We start from the raw sequence: 21,011 nt of genomic DNA on the forward strand, positions 1-21,011 counted from the left end.
GCATGACTGACATTATTAAACTGTCCGCAGCCGAAATTGCTGAAAAGCTTGCCGCTGGTGAGCTGACCTCAGTTGAGGTGACCCAGGCCTACCTGGACCATATCCTTGCTACCGATGGTCAGGCGCTTGACCCCGATAACCGGGCCGCTGGCAAGAGCGGCCTGAACGCTTTCTTGCACCTGAACTCTGAGGAAGCTTTGGCTGTTGCTCGGAGCGTTGACCAAGACCGTGCCGCTGGTAAGGAACTGCCTGCCCTGGCCGGTGTCCCTATCGCCGTGAAGGATCTGATTGTCACCAAGGGCCAGCCCACCACTGCCGCCTCCCGCATGCTTGAGGGCTGGATAAGCCCTTACGACGGTACCGTTACCCAGAAGCTCCGCCAAGCGCGCATGCCTATTCTGGGTAAGACCAATCTCGATGAATTTGCGATGGGTTCCACCACCGAGCACTCCGCCTTTGGCGTAACCCGCAACCCCTGGGCACTGGATCGCATTCCCGGCGGCTCAGGCGGCGGCTCAGCCGTTGCCGTTGCGGCTTTCCAGGCTCCTTTGGCCCTGGGGACCGACACAGGTGGTTCAATCCGTCAGCCTGCGGCTCTTACCGGCTCCGTCGGTGTCAAGCCCACCTACGGCTCAGTCTCCCGCTACGGTGTCATTGCTATGGCCTCATCTCTGGATCAGGTAGGCCCCTGTGCTCGCACCGTCCTTGATACCGCGCTACTGCACGAGGTCATCGGTGGGCATGACCCCAAGGACTCCACTTCACTGCCCGTTCAGGTCCCTGCTTACGCTCAGGCAGCCCGTGAAGGTGCCGCTGAGGGTGGCATCAAGGGTCTGCGCGTAGGCGTCATCAAGGAACTGACCGGCGAGGGCTTCCAAGCCGGTGTCATGGCTCGCTTCAATGAGTCACTGGAACTTCTCAAAGAAGCCGGAGCCGAAATCGTTGAGGTGTCCCTGCCCTCCGTCAAGGAAGCAATCGGCGCCTACTACCTGATTATGGCTTCGGAGGTTTCTTCAAACCTGGCTAAGTATGACGGCGTTCGTTTTGGCCTGCGTAAGCTGCCCGAAGAAGGCAACATTACCATCGAGCGCGTCATGGCTGCTTCTCGTGCAGCAGGCTTTGGTGCCGAGGCTAAGCGCCGCATCATTCTGGGTACCTACGCACTCTCTGCCGGCTACTACGATGCCTACTATGGCTCAGCCCAGAAGGTTCGCACCCTGATTCAGCGCGATTACGCTAAGGCTTTTGAGCTTGCAGATGTACTGATCAGCCCCACCGCTCCCACCACCGCCTACAAGCTGGGTGAGAAGACCAAGGGCGACCCCATGGCTATGTACAAGGGCGATATCGCTACCGTGCCCACCAACCTAGCCGGTGTTCCTTCGCTGTCTCTGCCTGCCGGTCTAGCAGATGAAGACGGCCTGCCCGTGGGTATCCAGTTCACCGCTCCTGCCCATGAGGACGCCCGTCTCTACCGCGCAGGTGCAGGCCTGGAAGCCCTGCTTGTCTCTCAATGGGGTGGCTACCTGCACGAGCAGCTACCCGATACTGAAACCCTAATCCGTGACTTCGACTTCGAGGGAGCTAAGTAAATGTCTGACGAAATCCTGTCGTTTGAAGAAGCCATGGAGAAGTACGACCCCGTACTTGGCTTTGAGGTGCACGTAGAGCTCAACACCAAAACCAAGATGTTTGACGCGGCCCCCAACGAGTTCGGTGACACCCCCAACACCAACATCACCCCTGTTTCGCTGGGGTTGCCCGGTGTTCTTCCGGTGGTCAATGGCAAGGCTGTTGAATCCGCGATTAAGCTGGGTCTGGCACTGGGGTGCGAAATCGCTCCTATCTCACATTTCGCGCGGAAGAACTACTTCTACCCCGATACCCCCAAGAACTTCCAGACCTCCCAATACGATGAGCCCATCGCCGCCAACGGGTCATTGGATGTCGAGCTGGAAGATGGCACCGTCTTTACTATTGAGATTGAACGTGCCCACATGGAAGAGGACGCCGGTAAGCTGACCCACAAGGGTGGTAGCGCTGGCCGTATCCAGGGCGCTGACTTCTCACTGGTGGATTACAACCGTGCCGGTGTTCCGCTCATTGAGATTGTGACCCGCCCCATTGTGGGTGCCGGTGAGCGTGCGCCCGAGCTGGCCCGCGCCTACGTTGCGGCAATCCGTGAAATCGTCAAAAACCTGGGTATCTCCGATGCCAAGATGGAACGCGGTAACGTGCGCTGTGATGCCAACGTCTCGCTCATGCCTAAGGGCACCACCGAGTTCGGTACCCGCTCAGAAACCAAGAACGTGAACTCACTGCGTTCCGTTGAGCGTGCTGTCCGCTACGAGATTCAGCGCCACGCGGCTGTTCTTGAGGCAGGGGAGAAGGTCGTTCAGGAGACCCGTCACTGGCACGAGGACACCCGCGAAACCACATCGGGTCGCCCCAAGTCCGATGCCGACGATTACCGCTACTTCCCGGAGCCCGACCTGGTTCCCGTTGTTACCGACAGTGAATGGATTGAGCGCCTGCGTGCAGAGCTACCCGAGCCTCCTGCCGAGCGCCGTCGCCGTCTGAAGGCTGACTGGGGTTTCTCGGACGAGGAGTTCCGCGACGTAGTAAACGCCGGTGCTATGGACGCTATCGAGGAAACCGTAGCTGCTGGTGCTCCCGCCTCCGTTGCTCGTAAGTGGTGGATGGGCGAAATCGCTCGTATCGCCAAGGAAGGTGAAGTTGAACTGACGGAAACCGGTGTGACTGCCCAGACCGTTGTCGAGCTAAATAAGCTGGTTGAAGCTCAGAAGATTAACGACAAGATTGCCCGCCAGGTACTTGGCTTTGTCATTGACGGTGAAGGCCAACCCGCTGAAATCGTCGAGAAACGCGGCCTTGCTGTTGTCTCTGACGATGGGGCGCTGACCGCCGCTATCGACGATGCTCTGGCAGCTATGCCCGATGTTGCCGATAAGATTCGGGCCGGCAAGATTCAGGCTGTTGGCGCTATCGTTGGCCAGGTCATGAAAGCAACCCGTGGGCAGGCAGATGCCGGACGTGTGCGCGAGCTGATTTTAGAAAAACTGGCCGTATAAAAGCCTCTAAAAGGGGCCTCAATAGCAAACAGCCCACCTGCTAGCAGGTGGGCTGTTTGACTCGCACCATTTATACCCTAGGGGGCATCATCTTGACCTTTCGGGCCAAGAGCTGGGCTTGAAAAACAAGCCCTAGAGATTCAGGAGCTATATCGCACCAAAACTACCTGAATCAATGACCGGGTGGGTTCCGCCCTTAGGAGAGCCAGATCTCTGGGGGGAGAGATCCTACTGACCAGCATGCCTGCAGATATGAGGTGAGCACCTGCGGTTTGTCAGGCTGGTCAGAGCCCTCCTGGCTGGCTGAGGAACCCCTCAAGAGGGCCTCAGCCGTTTTACCTCAACCGGTGCTTTGATTCTATAAGTGCCCATGTCGTTCTTATGTAGCACCGGGAAAAGGTAGCTGCTAGCGCCATCGAACCACCAGATAGTCGTCGCTGAGTAGGGGGATAAAACAGGACGAGTAGTCCTCCACTGTTTCATGGATTAAAGTTGTGTCTGCTTTGGACCCGCGACCCTCCAGTAGAATTTCGATGTCTTTCTTCTGCCCTCCCGTCTCAACCCGGATCCCGGTGGAATGAACGCGCGTCGCTAAGGGGAAGTGGATTTTTCGGAAGCCCTCGGAATCGGCAGGGGCCTGAATAAGGACAGAAAACCTGAGCATAAAGGTTTGCAGGGGTGGTATGTACTGCATGGGAGTAAAAACCCACTCCGGGCCACCCTCTAGCCTGCTGAGTAAGAAGTTGCTCTCTCGGACGGTGACTGTGCTAGTAGCTGAAAGCGGTAGTAGCAAGGCCGAGCAACCGGTCTCTAGGCTCAGGAGCTTGGCGTTGATATGAGCCATGACATGGTCCTCCCCATCCTGATCGGAGGGGGCTAAATCAACCCTGGTAAAGGAACTGACGATTGATGCCTGGGGCACCACTCTGAGCATTCCGAGCATCTCATCCGTCTCGATCCCAGTGGTCAGTACTTCATGGAGGCTAGCGCTGGCAGAGGGGCTGAAACTGAAGGTTTCGGTGAAAAGATTGAGGGTGTCAAGACTGATATGCTCCCCGCGAATAGCGCGGCTGACCCGGTCTTTATAGCGGCTGCTGGAGCAGTCTTGACCATAATAGTGTTTGCAATGGGCGGCGATGGCCCTGGATATGGCCCTGACCGAGAGAGTCTGGGAGGGCGGATCGCCATCTGAAGCGGTGTGCTTAGACCAGATAGCGCGGTTGCTTGCCGAAAGTAGCTCCTGGCGCAGAATCGCGCTGGCTAGTTTGACCGACTGGTCACGAAAAGAATGGGGCGCCGGTAGCTGGGCACCCTCGTCCAGGGAAGGAAAATCAGGATTATGATTCATGACTAGAGTGACTTTCTCTCAAAGCCTTAAGAATCTGAGTGGGAGTGCTCCCACTGGTAGGCAACAATGGTGTCCTGAATAATGGGTAGGGACAGGGAATGATAGGACTGGTCGGGCAGGCTAGAAGAATCAATCAATTCGGATTCATCGATGGTGGGTCCCCAGATTTTTTTGACCATGTTCTTCAGGGGCGCCTGTCCATCAATCACTAAGGTGAAATTGTAACGGGCCTTTTCAAAAGGCCCCAGGGTGATGCAATTTTGGTTATCTATGAGCTGATCTTCAGAGGGGTCGATATCGATTCGATACCGTACCTGGTGGATCTGTTCCTTACGGATGGGGCTAGGAGGCCGGATAACCAATTCCCACAGGGTGTTATCCTCCCCGTGGGGTTTGATCTTCTCCGGCGCCTGGGTCACCTGTAGCTGACCCCCCTCCAGCAGATTAAAGTCTGCCTGAGGGGCCTCAAAGCGGGGTAGGATACGGGTGACATGATCCCTGTCAGCTTGGATCACTTCTGTAATGTCGATGCTGGTTAAAAGGCCCTCCCTATCCGTATGGCAGATCATGATAGTGGACAAAGAAGTATAGTCTGAACGTGCTCTTTCTAGGGCATCTGGTGGCTCTTCCTCATCTGCCGAGGTAGTGGATATAGCCCTGCGAGAGAAGGTATCTGCCGAAAGGGCTTGGCGTAGCTCCTGGCGCTCTGAGAGAGTGAAACCAAAAGCGGACGCAAAGAGCTGAAGCGTTGAATCGGAGGGTAGATAGCCCGTGAGTGCGCGTGATACGCGGTCCTTGAGCGATTCTACTGATACCTCTGTGCCAGTCTCATCAGAGAGATGATAGGCGATGAAGGTGGCTACAGCTCTTTGGTTGACCAAAGAGCCCCTTTGCCTCTGAGCATAGGGCATCCACTGAGCCCGGTAAGCAGGTTTACTGAGAATGGAGAGTAAGACCTCCTGAGTGATGCTCAGAGGGACCTTTGAAATATTGTTTGTCATAGTCGTAACTTATGCAAGGGGCCGTCCGGCCTGTGTCCGCTCAGTCTTGAGCACCTAACTTTTGTAGTAAGAAGGCATAGTCCCAGGCGATTTCTTTCCAGGCGGTATAGCGCCCCGAACCGCCACCGTGACCGCCCTCCATCTCAACCTTCAGCAGAGGCGTGGGGGAGTCCTGCGCAATGGTGTGCCTAAGAGCGGCAACCCACTTGGCTGGCTCCACATAGAAAACTCGGGTGTCATTGAGCGAGGTGACCGCTGCAATAGCAGGGTAGCGAACCGGGCGGATATTTTCGTAGGGGCTGTAGGACTTCATGTACTCATAGACCTCACGGTCGGTTATGGGGTTGCCCCACTCCTCCCACTCCAGGGACGATAGCGGCAGGTTAGGATCAAGAATGGTGGTCAGAGCATCCACAAAGGGTACCTGTGCAAGACAAGCGGCGTACTTCTCGGGAGCCATGTTCACCACCGCACCCATCAGTAGACCACCGGCAGAACCGCCCATAATTCCGATGCGGGAGGCATCAACCCAGGGCTGCTGTGCCAAAAAGTCGGTAGCAGCAATGAAATCGGTAAAGGTGTTCTTCTTAGCCAGTTTCTTGCCCTCGGTGTACCAGGCGCGGCCCAGCTCCCCGCCACCCCGAACATGGGCAACAACGAAAACGACGTTTCGGTCCAGCACGCTCAGGCGGGCCGTTGAGAAATAGGGGTCCATGGAGGACTCGTAGGAGCCGTAGCCGTACTGAATCACAGGGTGTCCCTGACTCCGATCCAGGTCAGCGCGGTGCATGACAGACAGCGGAATCATAGCCCCGTCCTCAGCCGGTGCCCACATGCGGTAGGCCGTGTACTGCTCTGGCTGGTAGCCAAGGACCGGGGTCTGCCGGCGCAAAATGAGCTCATCGCTGTCCGGGAAATAATCGTAGACGCTATTGGGGGTTAGATAGGAGGTGTAGTTCAGCCGTATCACCGGGGACATGATATTGACCCCCGAAAAGGCCGAGGTATAAAGCTCATCGGTAAAACCGCCCGGCTCATAGAGCTCAATTCCCTGAGCATGCGGGTTTGCAATTTGCTCTGCTAGAGCATTCCGAGGGGCAATAAAGACCTTGACCGTGGTGTTCTCACGTGCCATAACCACCCAGTGGTTACGGGAGAACTTGAAGCCCTCAATCCTGACATCGGAACTGTGCGGCATCAGAGGAAGCCAGCCCGCCCGGAAGTCCTCAAAAGCAAGATACCGGTCATGCAGGGGAGCAAGAACAACCTCACCGTTAGGAGCCTGGTAATTGTGCCCCAGTACTAGGTAGCCGGTTCCGTTGACATCGATAATGTCGGTGGTGTGCTCAAGCCCAGCATCCCGGTGCAGGATGAGGGTGGGCTCAAGCTGGCCCAGCTCGTGAATGTTAATAATGCGAGTCTCTGAGTATTCAGAGTTGGCAGATGTGATCACAAGATGGGTGCGGGATGAGGACATGTTCGCGCTCAGCCACATACCGGGGTCGTCCTCGCGGTAGAGCACAATGTCCTGCTCCGGGCTGGTGCCCAGCGCATGAGCGCGAATCTCATAGGGCCGCCAGGACTCATCAGCCACTGAGTAGATCAGGTGGCTTGCGCCGGAGGCAAAGAAAGCACCGGCAAAGATGTTCTCCAAAGTTTCGGGGAGGAAGTCACCGGTCTCCAGATTCTTAAAGTACTGGGTGTAGCGTTCATCGCCGGAGTCATCAACACCGAAAGTCAAAAGGGTGCCGTCACGGGTGACCTGAAAAGAGCCCAGTGAGAAGAAAGCCATGTCGCGGGCGAAGTCGTTACAGTCCAGGACGACCTGCTCACCGTCAAGAGGCTGGCCGGGCTGAACGACCGGTGGCTCGTAGCGCTCCGCCAGGCTGCCCTCGGTCTGAGCGGGAACCCGGCACATAATCGGGTACTGCTGACCGGCGACGGTGCGATTGAAGTACCACCAGGCCCCCCTGCGCGAAGGCACCGACATGTCGGTTTGCTGGGTGCGGCCCTTGATTTCTTCAAAAATAGCGTCACGTAGGGGCTGTTGGTCGGCGGTCACGGCCTCGGTGTAAGCGTTTTCTGCCTTCAGATAGTCCAGTACCTGCTGGCTTTCTTTATCGCGGAGCCACTCGTAGTGGTCGATAAAAGTATCACCGTGGTGGGTACGTTCAAGAGGGGTACGTTGGGCAAGAGGGGGCACGGGCATGCTCGGTCACCTTTCAGCCAGATCTGTGGGTGTGTGCTACAAGGCAGGTAGGGCTACCCGGTCAGGGTAGAAAATGCCTACCAACTTTCTAGTAATTTGGTGGAACCAAATATCCTGAGTGTACGCAGTCTATAGCTTTTTTGCGACCAATGAGACTCTTTTATCTAGTGAGAGTCGTGATTGTTAGGTAGTTGGTCAGTTTTTAGACACCAGGAAAGACCTTATCTGAAGCTGGCAGAAGCAGATGAGTCACGAGACCTTCAACGAGCGTCCCTGCCACATGCCGTGGCTCAGCTTGGCCACCCATGATAAGTTGAGAAAAATGAGCCACCAGCTAAGGACTAAGCCCATGAATACCCATACCCTTACCTACTCAAAAGCTGAACCCTTTCGCAAGGGCACCCACCTGGTCGTCCTCTTGCACGGCTACGGCTCCCACGAACAAGACCTCATGGGCCTGGTCAACCACCTGCCCCAAGAGGGCATCACCTACGCCTCAGTACGGGCACCCCAGCCGGTAGGCTACGCCCTGCCCGCCGACGCCAAGGACGCCTTCATTGGCGCACCCGCCCTGGGCTACCAGTGGTGGCCCCTCAACCAACAACTAGAAACCGTAGGGTTCCGTGCCATCGAACTGGCCGTGGACTACGTCCTGGAATGGCTAGAACCCCTTGCCGCCAACTACCGCAGCCTCAACCTGCTTGGCTTCTCCCAGGGTATGGCCATAGCAACCAGCATTGCCCGCCACCGGCCCGACCTGGTGCGCACTGTGATTGGGCTGTCCGGCTATGTGGTCGACGGGGGAGAGGGCTACTTCAAAGATGCCGAGCTCACCGCTCAACCTCTACCACTGTTCTGGGGCCGGGACGAAGCTGACCCCATCATCACCGCCGAAAAGATCAGCTTCACCCAAGAATGGGTCAAAGACCACACCGCCCTTACCGACTACCTCTACGCGGGCATCGGCCACGGGATTGCCCCCAGCGAACTAGCGCACATGAGCACCTTTATCCGCGAGAACATCTTGAACTAAAGAGAAAACCGGCGGGCTGAATCATGCCAAACAGCCCGCCAGTACTAGGGCACAAAAGAGCAAAGCCTAGGCTGAGGCCCTTGGCTCAGCACCCTAGCGGCCAACTGGCTCGGGGCTGGCGTTAAGGGTCTTGGCCGCTAGGGTGCTGAGTTCACGCTTACCTAGTCGTGCGCCACCTGCACCGTGACCCCATTGAGAGTTACCCTATCCCCAGCATGCAACTGGCGGCCACGCTGCTCACAAATATCACCGTTCACCTTAACAAGGCCGTCCCGGATCACCTCACGGGCATGAACCCCGTTCTCCACCAGGTTCGCCAGCTTCAAAAACTGGCCCAGCCGAATCATCTCATCACGAATAAACACAGACTCAATACTCATAGCCTCCAGTCTAGCGACCAGTTGGTTCCCCGCCTTCAACCGGTGCGGTAGGCTTAAAGGCAGTGTGCCCAACCGGGCACTACCCCCACAATCCAAGCACGCCACAACCGGTGGCGCAGGCTCACAGGAGAAACCAAAAAACATGGCACCGAAGTCACAACTTGATAACGTCATCTCACTGGCAAAACGACGCGGATTCGTCTTCCAAGCAGGTGAAATCTACGGCGGCTCCCGCTCCGCATGGGACTACGGCCCGCTCGGTGCCGAACTCAAAGAAAACATCCGCCAGCAGTGGTGGCAGACCTTCGTCCGCGGCCGCGCAGACATGGTCGGCCTCGACTCCTCCATCATCCTGCCTAAGGCGGTCTGGGAAGCCTCCGGCCACGTCGCCACCTTCACCGACCCCCTAGTTGAGTGCCTGTCCTGTCACTCCCGGCACCGCCAAGACCACCTCATCGAAGCTTTCGTTGAGAAGAAGGGCCGCCAGCCCGAAAACGGCATGTACGACATCACCTGCCCCAAATGCGGCAACAAGGGGCAGTGGACCGAACCCCAAAACTTCTCCGGCCTCATGAAAACCTACCTGGGCCCCGTCGACAACGAAGAGGGCCTGCACTTCATGCGCCCCGAAACCGCCCAAGGCATCTTCGTCAACTTCAACAACGTCGTCACCGCTGCCCGCAAACGCCCGCCCTTCGGTATCGGCCAGATCGGTAAAGCCTTCCGCAACGAAATTACCCCCGGCAACTTCATCTTCCGAACCCGCGAGTTCGAACAGATGGAAATCGAATACTTCGTCCACCCCGACGACGCACCCAAATACTACGACCAGTGGATCGAAGACTGCTGGAACTGGTTCGTAGACCTCGGCATCAACCCCGACAACATGCGCAAATTCGATGTACCCGCCGAAGACCGCGCCCACTACTCCGCAGGCACTATGGACCTGGAATACCGCTTCGGTTTCCAGGGCGGCGAATGGGGCGAACTCATGGGCGTAGCCAACCGCACCAACTACGACCTGGGCGTCCACAACGAACACTCCAACGCTAAACTCGAATACTTCGACCAGGGCACCGGCGAACGCTACGTCCCCTACGTCATCGAGCCTTCCTTCGGTCTGACCCGCTCTATGATGGCCTTCCTCGTAGACTCCTATGTAGAAGACGAAGCCCCCAACACCAAGGGTGGCGTAGACAAGCGCACCGTCCTCAAGCTGGACCCGCGACTGGCGCCTGTCAAGGCCGCCGTCCTGCCCCTGTCCAAGAAGGAAGACCTGGTTCCTACCGCCAAGAAACTGGCCGATGAGCTACGCCGCAACTGGAACATCGACTATGACGACGCCGGTGCAATCGGCCGCCGCTACCGCCGCCAGGACGAAATCGGCACACCTTTCTGCATCACCGTGGACTTTGACACTCTAGAAGACCAGGCTGTCACTATCCGCGAGCGCGACACCATGACCCAGGAGCGCGTCTCCCTGGACCAGGTCACCGCCTACCTTGCAGCCAAGCTGACCAAGTAAGTCTGGTTCTCTGGGACCTTGCTGTTTCTGGCAATACCCTTAACACCAGCCTTAAACAGGTCACCGCTCTTCAGCAACACCCTTAAGGCCAGCCCCGCCAGTTGCCAGAGAGCGGTGCCGTCTTCGGTCGGAAATGGCCCTTAAGTCCAGCTCCGAGCCAGCTGCCGAGGCAAAGGTAGTGCATTTGGCCCGGAGTACCAGCAAAAATCAGGCCAAAAAAGCCGCCCGCCCCTGTTACCAGGAGCGGGCGGCTTTTGCCTTATAAGACACTAGCTAGGGGCATGAACCTAAACTTCTACGGACGCGTAGTTCACATTCAGGTGACCGCTCATAGAACGATTGGCCTCCCAGTCGCTCCGCAGGACCGACTTGATCACAGCGTCGTGGTAAGTGCCATCAATGAAGAATGCCTGGCGGCGGCGCCCCTCCGGAATAAAACCGCAGGAGGTATAAACGTGGCGGGCACGCTGATTGAAATCGACAACCTCCAGCTCAATTCGGTTCAAATCTAGGTGCTCAAAGCCGTAATCCACCATCAGTTTGGTTGCCTGAGTACCGTAACCCCGGTTCTGCCCCGCTGAGCTGATGCAAATACGGTAATTGACGGACCTGCTGGTCGCATTGTATTCATTGAAGACAACCTCACCCACGTAGCGGTTCAGGGCCGGGGCAAAAACAGCCAAATCAAGACGGTTATCTTTTGTATTCCTCAGTGCATACCAGTCACGGGTTGCCTGCTCATCAGCATCAGTGCCACCAATGAGTCGGGAATGCGCCGAAGCCGTCTTACGCAAAGCATCGGGCTCACGCAGAATCTCAATCATGGCATCGATAGCAGAATCGTTAAAAGGGCGTAACTGAACTAAAGAGCCGGTCAGGGTTGGTTTGTGAGAAAAAAGGGATGTCATGGAACCACACTAAGCGATAGAGTCAAATAAACTTTAAGCTCTCCTAGTCTAGCGGGTGAAGAGAAGGTTACAGGGCGGAGCTTGCTCACATTCGGGCGCCCACCCCGCCTCAGTGGCAGGCAGGGAAGCCCTAGGGGACGTTAGAGTAGAGGGGTAGACCCCGCTAAGAGCCAAGGACAAGAACCCCGTGGACAAGACCACCCCCACTGCACCAGAGACCAAGACCCCCCTATCCGTCGGCTACACCCTACGCCCCTGGCGCACCGGCGACGACATGGAAATGCTCCAATACTGGCAGGACCCCGAAAACCGCCAGGTCGCAGCCTTCCGCTCATCCTTCTCTCCTGATACAGACGCGCCCTTTAGCCGCACCCTGGTTGCTGAACACCAGGGGGTTCCGGTCGCCGCAGGTACCATCTACGAAACCGACCTGCACCCACAGCGACTCTGGGCCTACCTGGAAGTAGCACCCGACCATCGCCGAACCGGCCTCGGCAACCACCTAATCGCCGCCCTCAAACACGCTGCCCAGGCAGCCCCCAGTGGTGTCAGCGCCTTCCGCACCAAGGTAGAGCCGGCTTCTAGCGGCCTAGAATTTGCTCAGGCCCAGGGCTTTGAAGTTATCCAGCGCTCGCGGATGGTTCGCATTGAAGCCGGTACTGTTCCACCGGTGCCCCTGCGCCAAGACGCCTCCGAACGCATGACCCAGACCATCGAAGACCTAGCCACCGGCTCTGTGGAACTGACCCAGCGCTTCTGGGAGTTCTACCGGGGCATTCACGGCTGGGACCAGCCCGCTGACCTGTCCATTGGGCGGGTAAACAGGCTCTTCCTGTCTGATGAAGCTGAAGCGCTCGGCGCGGTCGTGCTGCGTGACGATATTCTGCGCGCTCAAGCCGAGGGTAAAAAAGGTGACATTCTGGCCTTTGCTGTTAGCTACCGGCCCCTGGCTGTTGACGCGGGCCTCATGGAAATCTCCGAGGACGATGCTACCGAAATCACCGTGGGCTACCGGCTGGGCCACCCCCAGGCCCGTGAAGCTATTATGCAGCTACTTTCGGTCATGACCGGCCAGTACGCGGTCTCCCTTGAGGTGGATGACTCGATGGAAGATCTGGCTGTGCTGATTGACCAGCTCATCAAGATGGGCTCCGCAAAGGTCACCAGCGAAACTCTGGTGATTGCGGATGCCTAACCGATGGAGGATGTACGGGTTGAGCGCATCCTGAGGGTTGCTGAATCTATTCCGCCCGGGCGGGTGGCAACTTACGGGGATGTGGGTGCTGTTGCCGGGGAGTCTCCGCGTGTGGTTGGCAGGGTGATGGCGACCTGGGGGAGTGGGGCGCCCTGGTGGCGCGTGTGTAATGCCCGGGGTGAGATACCCGGTCATGCCGCACCTGCTACCGAGCGCTGGGGAGCTGAGGGTACTGCCCTGACCGCTGACGGGCGGGTTGACTTGCGGCAAGCTCGGGTAAGCCTGCCGGAACTGGCTCAATTATCTGCCACTTGGCTGGCTGAACTAGAGGTATGACGTAAGGCCCCGCCCTTTCGCTCTTAGGCCGGAGGTTATCCACCGGGCCCAAGAGCGAAAGGGCGGGGCCTTGCTGCTAGTGTGTGCCTTAGACCCCTATGTCCTGGGCACGGCGGCGTCCCCTGCCGGTAGATGATTGGCCTGAATAGTTTGCGATGTAGCCAATAGCCGGCCATATTATTGCAAAGAGAGCGTCAAAATTCCAGAGGGCATGGAGGGCACCCCAGAGACACCAGCAGATTACAATATTCCAGGCCATCATGCCGGGCCGCCAGACCATAGCCTGGGCTCCTTGGGGTTTGGAGAAGAACTGAGTCAGTACAGTACCCACGGCCACAATGCCTACCCCAAAGGCCGTCATGTAGAGGTCCCGGCTCAGGTACCAGGCGATAAGCCCATGTAAACCCCAGAGCGCTACCATGGCCAGGGGTGCGTAGGAGCCGCTACCAGGGGAGTTCGGCTGAGTCGTCATTGAATATCACCAATCCTGTGATCCTGTGGGCTGAGTTAAAGGAGATTTGGCCGACCGGCTCGCCCCGCTGGTGGCGTAGCCGGTAGGTGAGGGTATAGCCTAAGGTGGCCTGTTCAATCACGGTTCTTTGGACCTCTATAAAGTCGCCGTTTGCCTCAAGGACCTGCTGCCAGACCTTAGCCAGCTTGCGTTTGGAGTGCTTTCGGGCGGCGGTGTAGGTCATGTGGTGGTGGACGTGTTGGTAGTCGCTGTGGGCGAGCGCGGCAAAGACGGCTTCGGCTACCTGTTGCAGTTTTGTCTCGATTTGGGGCAGTGAGCGTGCGTTATAGACCGAGTCGGAGAAACGTTGGGCGGCGGCCTGTTTGGTCACGCCGATGGCTGAGCCGATGAGCTGCCAGGTGGCACCGCCTGCGCGGGCGGCCTCTACTGCTTGTTCAAGGGCCTGGTTGGCGCGGGTGACCTCGGCATGGGCTGCGCCTACCGCGAGCATGAGCGGGTCTTTGGAATCCATAAACCCTCCTGGGGAATTGTCAAGAAAGATTGACTTTCCACAAGTATGAAATAAAATCTGAGTGCCTGTCAAGACTTGTTGACGGTACTCATTTTGGGTAAGTCTGGGGCCGCAAGGACCTGCCCCAGACCAGGCTGCGACGGTGCGGCTGTTCGGGTAACAGCTGCCAGGTTATGCACCGCACACCCGCTTTGGGGCACCAGCCACTGCGCCCGCGCTGGGTTTATGCCAGAATTGCTAGGTGATCACAGAAGAAACATCCACCGATAGCCCCCAGCAGGCCCGCACCAAACAGCTCAAGCTGCCGCCCCTGCAGCTGGGCAAGCACACCATTGACACCCCGGTCGTCCTGGCCCCCATGGCAGGGGTCACCAATAAGGCCTTCCGCAGGCTCTGCCGCGAGTACGGCGGTGGCCTCTACGTCACCGAAATGGTGACCGCCCGCTCCCTGGTGGAGCGTAACCCGGAGTCCCTGCGTATCATCGAGCACGATGGGGACGAGCAGATTCGCTCTATCCAGATTTACGGTGTGGATGCGCTGAACGTGGGTAAGGCGATCCGCCTGGTAGTTGAAGAAGACCGCGCCGATCACATTGACCTGAACTTTGGGTGCCCCGTCCCCAAGGTCACCAAGCTGGGCGGCGGCTCGGCCCTTCCCTGGAAGACTGACCTCTTTACCGCCATCGTGCAGACCGCTGTGCGCGAGGCCTCCCGCAAGGATATTCCCCTGACCATCAAAATGCGTAAGGGCATTGACGAGGACCACCTGACCTACCTGGAATCGGCTAAGATTGCGCGCGACTCCGGGGTCGCCGCGATTGCCCTGCACGGGCGTACCGCCGCCCAGCACTATTCCGGCAAGGCTGACTGGGACTCTATCGCGCGCCTGCGCGAGGCCATTCCCGATGTGCCGATTTTAGGCAACGGCGATATTTTCTCAGCCGAGGACGCGATCGCCATGGTCGAGCAGACCGGCGTGGACGGTATTGTGGTGGGGCGTGGCTGCCAGGGCCGTCCCTGGCTTTTTGGCGACCTGCAGAACGCTTTTGAGGGCTCTGAGGAACGCCACCGCCCGGCTGTGTCTGAGGTAGCCGACATGATTTACCGGCACGCGGAACTACTGGTGGAGACCTTTGGGGACGAGACTCGTGGCCTGCGGGAGATCCGTAAGCATGTGGCCTGGTACTTCCACGGCTACCCGGTGGGCGGGCGTTTGCGCGCCAAGATGTCCACGGTGCCTACCCTGGAGGCCTTCCGCGAATACCTGGCCGAGCTGGACCATTCCATTGGTTACCCGGGTGAGGCCGTTGAGGGACCGCGCGGGCGCGCGGGCAACCCCAAGAAACCGCACTTGCCGGACGGCTGGCTGGACTCCCGCCTGCTGGGCGACGCAGAACGTTTAGGCTTAGTGGGCGCTGAACTGGACATCAGCGGCGGGTAAACCGGCCTGCCCACAACTGCCACCGCCAAGATGCGGGCTATCTTTCCCCAGGCGGGGCTAACCTTCACACCTGGAAAGAAACCCCCGCGCTTCAGTCAGGAATCTAGATGTCGCGTTTGAGTATGGTGACGGCGTTGTGGATAAAGATAAGGGGGTGCCCTTGCTAGGCGTTGGCTGATTTACTGTAAAGGTTTGTCTTGTATAGTAACCGGTCTATCTCGTTTTACTCTTTGGGGCGTACCGCTTTGGAGCTGGTAGAGTTGCTTCTGTCTTGGATTCCTGCTTTGGTGTTTGACTTGTGGCGGGGTAGTTCTATGTATTTTTAGTATCCGAGACCTTCCCCATAATTATGGGGGCATATGCATCAACTGTGCTTCGCTTAGGCCAGTTTTGAAATAATTTTGAACATGTATTTTTATTATCTTGTTTAATTCCTGTAATCTTATGATGGAAGCCATGGAAGGAGCTCCTCATCGTTGCCTAATCATTTTTAGGGCAAAACAAAATTGCTGATGGAATATCGACAAGGTTGGGGGAGGTGCTTTGTTGGTTTCTCATGGGGAAGTACCAGTTTTTTGATGACCATCTATGTAAATCGCTGAAAGTAGGTTTATCATGTTTTACTTCGTTGAACTTCTGATGGGGTGTAGCGTCATCGCTAAAAATGTAATCTACGTTGTCAACACCGTTAGGCCATGGCTCGGTAGTAGGAAACATAAGCCTTGAAAGCTACCCTGGAACCATGCTTATTGAACTTACCCGTTTTCGTGTTCTTCCGGGCAAGCGTGCCCTGGTGGATGAGTGGCTGGCCTTCCTCAACTCCAATATGGAAGCTGTGCGAGAGACCCTGGAACCAGAAGAAATGTATGTGGAGACCATCTTCGCTGAGACTATCGACGGGGTGGACTACCTCTACTGGTACTCCGTTCAAGGCGAGCGAGGCGCAAGCCGTTCGGTTCGCGACTCCCCGCACTGGCTGGACCAAAAGCACGTCTACTACTGGCGTGAATGTATCGACCCCACCTACGAGCCCCAGCAACTCACCCCGCGCGTCCACATGATGCCCGAACGGGTGCAGGCCTCCATGAAACCTCTCAAACAAGAAAACACCTAGACTCCGCCATTACCACCTGAAAAAACTTCAAACACCTATCCAGGCCCATGATTCCCTCATCACAGAATGGGTTGCCAGCTACAAGCTACCTGTACAACAGGCTCCAGCCAGGCTCCTGTGCGAAGACAATCTGTCAAGATCAATCACAGAACTTGAAGAGCTCTGACCTGATGGAGCCTGCCTCAGCTGGTTCGGCGGTCCCGCTAGCAGCGCAGAACCCTGGCCCCACCGGGAGGACGGCACACCCCCTGGCGCATATCGCAATTCAGTGTCTGCCGCAAACCTTCAGGGGTCCTACAAAGAAGGCACCCCAGAAGGTTTACGGCACATATGCTTGGGGGGCGAGATAGAAGCGGAGACTGGGAACGCCCCAGCGGCTACCGGCTTGCCCCAGCCACTAGACTAGAAGCTATGACCAGCTACACCGTTCGCCCCGAAAGCCCCGCCGATGTGCCGGCCATCGATGCCCTGCTCCAGAGGGTCTTTCCTACAGGCTACCAAGCGCAACTGGTCACCGACTTACGGGGCAAACCCCGCCGCCTGGGAACCCGGTATTTCTCTGGTCGCTCACGCCGACACCGCAGACAGCCCCGAGCTCGCTGGCTATGTGCTTCTCAGCCGCTGCTGGGTCGGTTCCTGGCCCGCCCTCGCCCTGGCAACTCTGGCCGTTCACCCCAACCACCGGGGTAGGGGAGCAGGTACCACCCTGGTCCACCAGGCCCTCGAACTAGCTGGCAAACTGGCCCAAGAAACCAACGCCCCCACCAGTGTCATTGTGCTGGGCGATCCCGCCTACTACTGCCGCTTCGGGTTTAGGCCGGCGGCCCACAGCGGTGTACGCGCCTACATTGACGGTATGACCCCCGCCGAGCTGGCCCAGAACCTGCAAGCGCTTAACCTGACACCCGACTACCCGCCGCTGGCCGGGGAAGTCACCTGGCCTGCCGAATACCGCCTTGACCAGGGCGACGACCTCTAACCCGCGACAACCCACCAGCCAGAAAGCAGGGCATGACACCCACACCCGACCAGGTTCCCACCCCGGAACAAGCACCCACCCCCGGCTACACCAGCGCCGATGCCGCCCGCTGGGTACCCGAACACCACCGCTTTGTCTACCGCTCACCTTTCGAACGCGACCGCGCCCGCGTCCTACACTCCTCAGCCCTGCGCCGCCTGGGGGCAAAGACCCAGGTGGTAGACCCGGACACAGACGACTTTGTGCGTACCCGCCTGACCCACTCCCTAGAGGTCGCCCAAATCGGGCGCGAACTAGGCCGTATGCTGGGCTGTGACCCAGACGTGGTAGACACCGCCTGCCTGTCCCACGACCTGGGCCACCCACCCTTCGGCCACAATGGCGAAACCGCCCTGGACCGTCTAGCCACCGACGCCGGTGGTTTTGAGGGCAACGCCCAAACCCTGCGCCTGCTCACCCGCCTGGAACCCAAAGTTATCCGCCATGACGGTGGCTCAGCCGGGCTCAACCTGACCCGCGCCGCCCTGGACGCCACCTGCAAGTACCCCTGGACCCGCCAGGCCGCACCAGCCCGAACCGACGGCAAACCCAACCGCAAATTTGGGGTTTACACCGATGACCTGCCCGTCTTTGACTGGTTCCGCACCGGTGCCCGCGAAGCCGGTGCCGAACCGACTCAGAAATGTATTGAAGCGCAGGTCATGGACCTCGCAGACGACATCTCCTACTCGGTACACGACGTGGAGGACGCCGTCTTTGGCGGGCACCTGCAACTGCACCAGCTCAAAGAACCCACCGCTCGCCAAGCTGTTTTTGAGAAGACCCGCCAATGGTACCTACCGGGTGTGGAGGACTCCACACTGGACCAGGCCCTAAGCCGACTCGAAGCACTGGGCCGCTGGGTGCCCTACATGAGCGGCACCCGCTCGTCGATGGCCGCTTTCAAGGCGCTGACCTCCAAATTGATTGGCCGTTTTGCCGTCAGTTCTATGGTGGCTACCCGCCAGCTCTACGGCAACCAACCACTCACCCGCTACCAGGCCCAGCTGGTTGTGCCAGAAGAAACCGAGCACGAAATTGCGGTGCTCAAAGGCATTGCCACCGCCTTTGTCATGACCCCGCGTGATGCCGGTGCCCACTCCGAGAATCAGCAGGAGATCCTGGAGTTCCTGGTCCACGCCCTACTCGATAACCCGGACTACCTGGACCCGGTTTTTGCCGCTGACCTGCGTGAGCTTGGCCCCAATGAGGACACCGCCCGCCTGCGCCTGGTCATTGACCAGGTTGCCTGCCTAACCGACCGCTCAGCCGCCGCTCTTTTCAAACGCATCACCGGTAGCCACTGGGCGATCGGGGACAAACCCCTCTGGTAGGTCACCCGCCGGCTTGACCGCTCAACTAAACTTGAACCCGTGGCAGGCTTAATCAGAAAAGAAGATATTGATCAGGTGCGCACCCGCACTGACATCCGCGAAATCATTGAAGGGTACGTGACCCTCAAATCAGCCGGTATCGGCTCCTTTAAGGGTCTGTGCCCCTTCCACGATGAGCGAACCCCCTCCTTCCACGTGCGCCCACAGATGGGCACCTACCACTGCTTCGGGTGCGGTGAATCAGGGGATGTCATTAGCTTCCTCATGGAGATGGACCACACCTCCTTCACCGAAACCGTGGAGAAGCTAGCCGCCCGCATCAACTACGAACTGCACTATGAGCAAGGTAGTGGCATGAGCAGGGAAGAAGTGGGCCGCCGCCAGCGCCTGCTCGATGCCCACAAGATAGCCACCGAGTTCTTCCAGAAGAACCTCTACACACCCGCTGCCGTAGAAGCCCAAAAATTCTTGGGAGGTCGTGGCTTTGACCCCGCCTCCACCCAAAAGTTCGGTGTGGGCTTCGCCCCGCGAGGCTGGGACAACCTACTCAAATACCTCATGAACAAGGGCTTCACCACCGACGAGCTCCGCGCCACCGGCATGTTCTCCGAGGGCCAGCGCGGTCTCTACGACCGTTTCCGGGGCCGGCTCATTTGGCCCATCCGCAACATCACCGGTGAAACCATCGGCTTCGGTGCCCGCCGTCTCTTTGACGATGACCAGGGCCCCAAATACCTCAACACCCCAGAGACCACCCTCTACAAAAAATCCCAGGTGCTCTACGGCCTGGACCTGGCCAAGCGGCCCATCGCCAAGAAGAAGCAGATCGTGGTGGTCGAAGGTTACACCGACGTTATGGCCGCCCACCTGGCCGGGGTCGATACCGCCGTGGCCACCTGCGGCACCGCTTTCGGAACCGACCACATCAAAATTGTGCGCCGCCTGATCTCCGATGACGGCACCGGGGGAGAGGTTATCTTCACCTTTGACGGGGATGCCGCCGGGCAGAAAGCCGCCCTGGCCGCCTTCTCCGAAGACCAGCGCTTCGTCGCCCAAACCTACGTTGCCGTTGCCAAAAACGGTATGGACCCCTGCGACCTGCGCCTTGCACGCGGCGACTCCGCCGTGCGGTCCCTGATCGAGTCCCGCCGACCCCTCTTTGAGTTCGCCATTGACGCGACCCTTGCCAACTACGACCTGAGCACCCTCGAAGGCCGTGTGCGCGGTATGCGGGCTATCGCCCCCATCATCGCCGGCATTAAGGACGCGGCCTTGCGCCCCGCCTACGTGCGCCAGGTATCCGGCCAGCTAGGATTAGAGACGGCCGAAGTTCAACGCGCCGTCACCTACGCCATCAACCACCCGCAGGCCAGCGCCAGCCAAAAAGCCGAAGCCGCAGAAGCCCAACGAGCCGCCTCCCGCCAAGAACAAGAAACCGTCAACACCGCAGCGGAACAGGACCCCTACGAGCTACCCGACCTGCGCGACCCCGCCGCCCGCACCGAACGCGAAGCCCTCGAAGTCATCCTGCAATACCCCGAATCCCTCAGCCTGGAACAGTGGCAAGAACTCGCCACCGTCCACTACCGCTACCGCGCCCACAGTGGCATAGCCCAAGGCATTATCGGGGCAGCCGGAACCATGGCACCAGCTGCCGGGCACGCCTGGGTCAACACCGTACGGAGCCAGGCACCCGAACCCGTCCACGCCCTCATCGCAGAACTTACCGTAGCCCCCATACCTGCCCGCACCCCAGAACAGCTCCAGCGCTACAGCCGCGACATCCTCAACCGCCTCTTTGAACAGGAAATCACCCGCCAAAAATCAGACCTCCTCATGCAACTCCAACGGATCAACCCCGAAACTGACGCAGAAACCTTCCGCCAGATCCAACAACAGCTCCTCACCCTGGAACTACGCCGCCGCACCAAAATGCAAGGCCAAGACTAAATGTGACTGAGCTAACCTAATCTCGATTTGCGCAGGCCCCCGACCTCGCGTAAAGTTATTACACGTTGCAGCGACAACAATATCGCACACAACATTCCCCCGTAGCTCAATTGGCAGAGCATTCGACTGTTAATCGAAGGGTTA

General features: G+C 58.3%; 18 protein-coding genes. 11 read left to right on the forward strand and 7 right to left on the reverse strand.

Annotated features, from left to right (window positions below; all coding sequences use genetic code 11):
* Positions 1 to 2 precede the first annotated feature (2 nt).
* Together gatA and gatB are read left to right on the forward strand one after the other, a co-directional pair.
* Positions 3 to 1,592: an Asp-tRNA(Asn)/Glu-tRNA(Gln) amidotransferase subunit GatA gene (gene gatA, locus ACN085_RS09125; RefSeq protein WP_419111330.1), complete on the forward strand. Its 1,590-nt coding sequence runs from the start codon at positions 3 to 5 to the stop codon at positions 1,590 to 1,592.
* A complete protein-coding gene (gatB, locus tag ACN085_RS09130; protein WP_419099816.1) occupies positions 1,593 to 3,092 on the forward strand; it encodes an Asp-tRNA(Asn)/Glu-tRNA(Gln) amidotransferase subunit GatB in 1,500 nt (499 codons plus the stop codon).
* Between the two features lie 406 nt (positions 3,093 to 3,498).
* Here gatB and ACN085_RS09135 read toward each other — a convergent pair whose 3' ends face one another.
* From ACN085_RS09135 to ACN085_RS09145, 3 genes are read right to left on the reverse strand one after another with little or no spacing between them, the layout of a single operon-like run.
* The gene (locus ACN085_RS09135; protein ID WP_419111331.1) at positions 3,499 to 4,440 is read right to left on the reverse strand and encodes a hypothetical protein; all 942 of its coding nucleotides are present in this window, start codon (positions 4,438 to 4,440) and stop codon (positions 3,499 to 3,501) included.
* 26 nt (positions 4,441 to 4,466) lie between these two features.
* The gene (locus ACN085_RS09140; protein WP_419111332.1) at positions 4,467 to 5,441 is read right to left on the reverse strand and encodes a hypothetical protein; all 975 of its coding nucleotides are present in this window, start codon (positions 5,439 to 5,441) and stop codon (positions 4,467 to 4,469) included.
* A gap of 40 nt (positions 5,442 to 5,481) precedes the next feature.
* Positions 5,482 to 7,650, reverse strand: coding sequence for a S9 family peptidase (locus ACN085_RS09145; RefSeq protein WP_419111333.1), 2,169 nt, complete (start codon positions 7,648 to 7,650; stop codon positions 5,482 to 5,484).
* Positions 7,651 to 7,999: 349 nt separating this feature from the next.
* On the opposite strand from ACN085_RS09145, the gene ACN085_RS09150 reads away from it, so the two are divergent.
* Positions 8,000 to 8,683 (forward strand): alpha/beta hydrolase, encoded by a 684-nt coding sequence (locus ACN085_RS09150; protein WP_419111334.1) that lies wholly within the window; start codon positions 8,000 to 8,002, stop codon positions 8,681 to 8,683.
* A gap of 161 nt (positions 8,684 to 8,844) precedes the next feature.
* Here the strand turns inward: ACN085_RS09150 and ACN085_RS09155 are convergent, their stop codons facing one another.
* A complete protein-coding gene (locus tag ACN085_RS09155) occupies positions 8,845 to 9,063 on the reverse strand; it encodes an RNA-binding S4 domain-containing protein (protein WP_419100238.1) in 219 nt (72 codons plus the stop codon).
* Positions 9,064 to 9,205: 142 nt separating this feature from the next.
* Between ACN085_RS09155 and ACN085_RS09160 the strand changes: the two genes are divergently transcribed.
* Positions 9,206 to 10,588, forward strand: coding sequence for a glycine--tRNA ligase (locus ACN085_RS09160; RefSeq protein WP_419111335.1), 1,383 nt, complete (start codon positions 9,206 to 9,208; stop codon positions 10,586 to 10,588).
* A gap of 287 nt (positions 10,589 to 10,875) precedes the next feature.
* On the opposite strand, the gene ACN085_RS09165 is transcribed toward ACN085_RS09160, so the two are convergent.
* The gene (locus tag ACN085_RS09165) at positions 10,876 to 11,496 is read right to left on the reverse strand and encodes a GNAT family N-acetyltransferase (protein WP_419111336.1); all 621 of its coding nucleotides are present in this window, start codon (positions 11,494 to 11,496) and stop codon (positions 10,876 to 10,878) included.
* 187 nt (positions 11,497 to 11,683) lie between these two features.
* On the opposite strand from ACN085_RS09165, the gene ACN085_RS09170 reads away from it, so the two are divergent.
* A complete protein-coding gene (locus ACN085_RS09170) occupies positions 11,684 to 12,691 on the forward strand; it encodes a GNAT family N-acetyltransferase (RefSeq protein WP_419111337.1) in 1,008 nt (335 codons plus the stop codon).
* Positions 12,692 to 12,694: 3 nt separating this feature from the next.
* Positions 12,695 to 13,027, forward strand: coding sequence for an MGMT family protein (locus tag ACN085_RS09175; RefSeq protein ID WP_419111338.1), 333 nt, complete (start codon positions 12,695 to 12,697; stop codon positions 13,025 to 13,027).
* Positions 13,028 to 13,115: 88 nt separating this feature from the next.
* On the opposite strand, the gene ACN085_RS09180 is transcribed toward ACN085_RS09175, so the two are convergent.
* Both ACN085_RS09180 and ACN085_RS09185 read right to left on the reverse strand, forming a co-directional pair.
* Positions 13,116 to 13,499 (reverse strand): hypothetical protein, encoded by a 384-nt coding sequence (locus ACN085_RS09180; RefSeq protein ID WP_419111339.1) that lies wholly within the window; start codon positions 13,497 to 13,499, stop codon positions 13,116 to 13,118.
* Positions 13,471 to 14,010, reverse strand: a complete 540-nt coding sequence (locus ACN085_RS09185; RefSeq protein WP_419111340.1) for a hypothetical protein — start codon at positions 14,008 to 14,010, stop codon at positions 13,471 to 13,473. The genes ACN085_RS09180 and ACN085_RS09185 overlap by 29 nt, the downstream gene beginning before the upstream one ends.
* 241 nt (positions 14,011 to 14,251) lie before the next feature.
* Between ACN085_RS09185 and dusB the strand changes: the two genes are divergently transcribed.
* The 5 genes from dusB to dnaG all read left to right on the forward strand — a co-directional run bounded on the left by dusB (position 14,252) and on the right by dnaG (position 20,867).
* Entirely contained in the window at positions 14,252 to 15,451 is a 1,200-nt protein-coding gene (dusB, locus tag ACN085_RS09190; protein WP_419111341.1) for a tRNA dihydrouridine synthase DusB, read from the forward strand.
* Between the two features lie 742 nt (positions 15,452 to 16,193).
* Positions 16,194 to 16,565 carry a DUF6176 family protein gene (locus ACN085_RS09195; protein WP_419111342.1) on the forward strand — a complete coding sequence of 124 codons (372 nt, stop codon included), beginning with the start codon at positions 16,194 to 16,196 and terminating at the stop codon, positions 16,563 to 16,565.
* A gap of 463 nt (positions 16,566 to 17,028) precedes the next feature.
* Entirely contained in the window at positions 17,029 to 17,544 is a 516-nt protein-coding gene (locus tag ACN085_RS09200) for a GNAT family N-acetyltransferase (protein WP_419111343.1), read from the forward strand.
* 32 nt (positions 17,545 to 17,576) lie between these two features.
* Positions 17,577 to 18,917, forward strand: a complete 1,341-nt coding sequence (locus ACN085_RS09205; protein WP_419111344.1) for a deoxyguanosinetriphosphate triphosphohydrolase — start codon at positions 17,577 to 17,579, stop codon at positions 18,915 to 18,917.
* 39 nt (positions 18,918 to 18,956) lie between these two features.
* Positions 18,957 to 20,867, forward strand: a complete 1,911-nt coding sequence (gene dnaG / locus ACN085_RS09210) for a DNA primase (protein WP_419111345.1) — start codon at positions 18,957 to 18,959, stop codon at positions 20,865 to 20,867.
* Positions 20,868 to 21,011: the final 144 nt, after the last annotated feature.

Source organism: Rothia sp. P4278 (genome assembly GCF_048512945.1).
Classification (GTDB): domain Bacteria; phylum Actinomycetota; class Actinomycetes; order Actinomycetales; family Micrococcaceae; genus Rothia.

What these genes read in the sequence shown, in the direction of transcription:
- gatA (WP_419111330.1), top strand. Translation starts at nt 3, where the DNA reads ATGACTGACATTATTAAACTGTCCGCAGCCGAAATTGCTGAAAAGCTT.
- gatB (WP_419099816.1), top strand. Translation starts at nt 1,593, where the DNA reads ATGTCTGACGAAATCCTGTCGTTTGAAGAAGCCATGGAGAAGTACGAC.
- ACN085_RS09135 (WP_419111331.1), bottom strand. Translation starts at nt 4,440, where the DNA reads ATGAATCATAATCCTGATTTTCCTTCCCTGGACGAGGGTGCCCAGCTA.
- ACN085_RS09140 (WP_419111332.1), bottom strand. Translation starts at nt 5,441, where the DNA reads ATGACAAACAATATTTCAAAGGTCCCTCTGAGCATCACTCAGGAGGTC.
- ACN085_RS09145 (WP_419111333.1), bottom strand. Translation starts at nt 7,650, where the DNA reads ATGCCCGTGCCCCCTCTTGCCCAACGTACCCCTCTTGAACGTACCCAC.
- ACN085_RS09150 (WP_419111334.1), top strand. Translation starts at nt 8,000, where the DNA reads ATGAATACCCATACCCTTACCTACTCAAAAGCTGAACCCTTTCGCAAG.
- ACN085_RS09155 (WP_419100238.1), bottom strand. Translation starts at nt 9,063, where the DNA reads ATGAGTATTGAGTCTGTGTTTATTCGTGATGAGATGATTCGGCTGGGC.
- ACN085_RS09160 (WP_419111335.1), top strand. Translation starts at nt 9,206, where the DNA reads ATGGCACCGAAGTCACAACTTGATAACGTCATCTCACTGGCAAAACGA.
- ACN085_RS09165 (WP_419111336.1), bottom strand. Translation starts at nt 11,496, where the DNA reads ATGACATCCCTTTTTTCTCACAAACCAACCCTGACCGGCTCTTTAGTT.
- ACN085_RS09175 (WP_419111338.1), top strand. Translation starts at nt 12,695, where the DNA reads ATGGAGGATGTACGGGTTGAGCGCATCCTGAGGGTTGCTGAATCTATT.
- ACN085_RS09180 (WP_419111339.1), bottom strand. Translation starts at nt 13,499, where the DNA reads ATGACGACTCAGCCGAACTCCCCTGGTAGCGGCTCCTACGCACCCCTG.
- ACN085_RS09185 (WP_419111340.1), bottom strand. Translation starts at nt 14,010, where the DNA reads ATGGATTCCAAAGACCCGCTCATGCTCGCGGTAGGCGCAGCCCATGCC.
- ACN085_RS09195 (WP_419111342.1), top strand. Translation starts at nt 16,194, where the DNA reads ATGCTTATTGAACTTACCCGTTTTCGTGTTCTTCCGGGCAAGCGTGCC.
- ACN085_RS09200 (WP_419111343.1), top strand. Translation starts at nt 17,029, where the DNA reads ATGCCCTGCTCCAGAGGGTCTTTCCTACAGGCTACCAAGCGCAACTGG.
- ACN085_RS09205 (WP_419111344.1), top strand. Translation starts at nt 17,577, where the DNA reads ATGACACCCACACCCGACCAGGTTCCCACCCCGGAACAAGCACCCACC.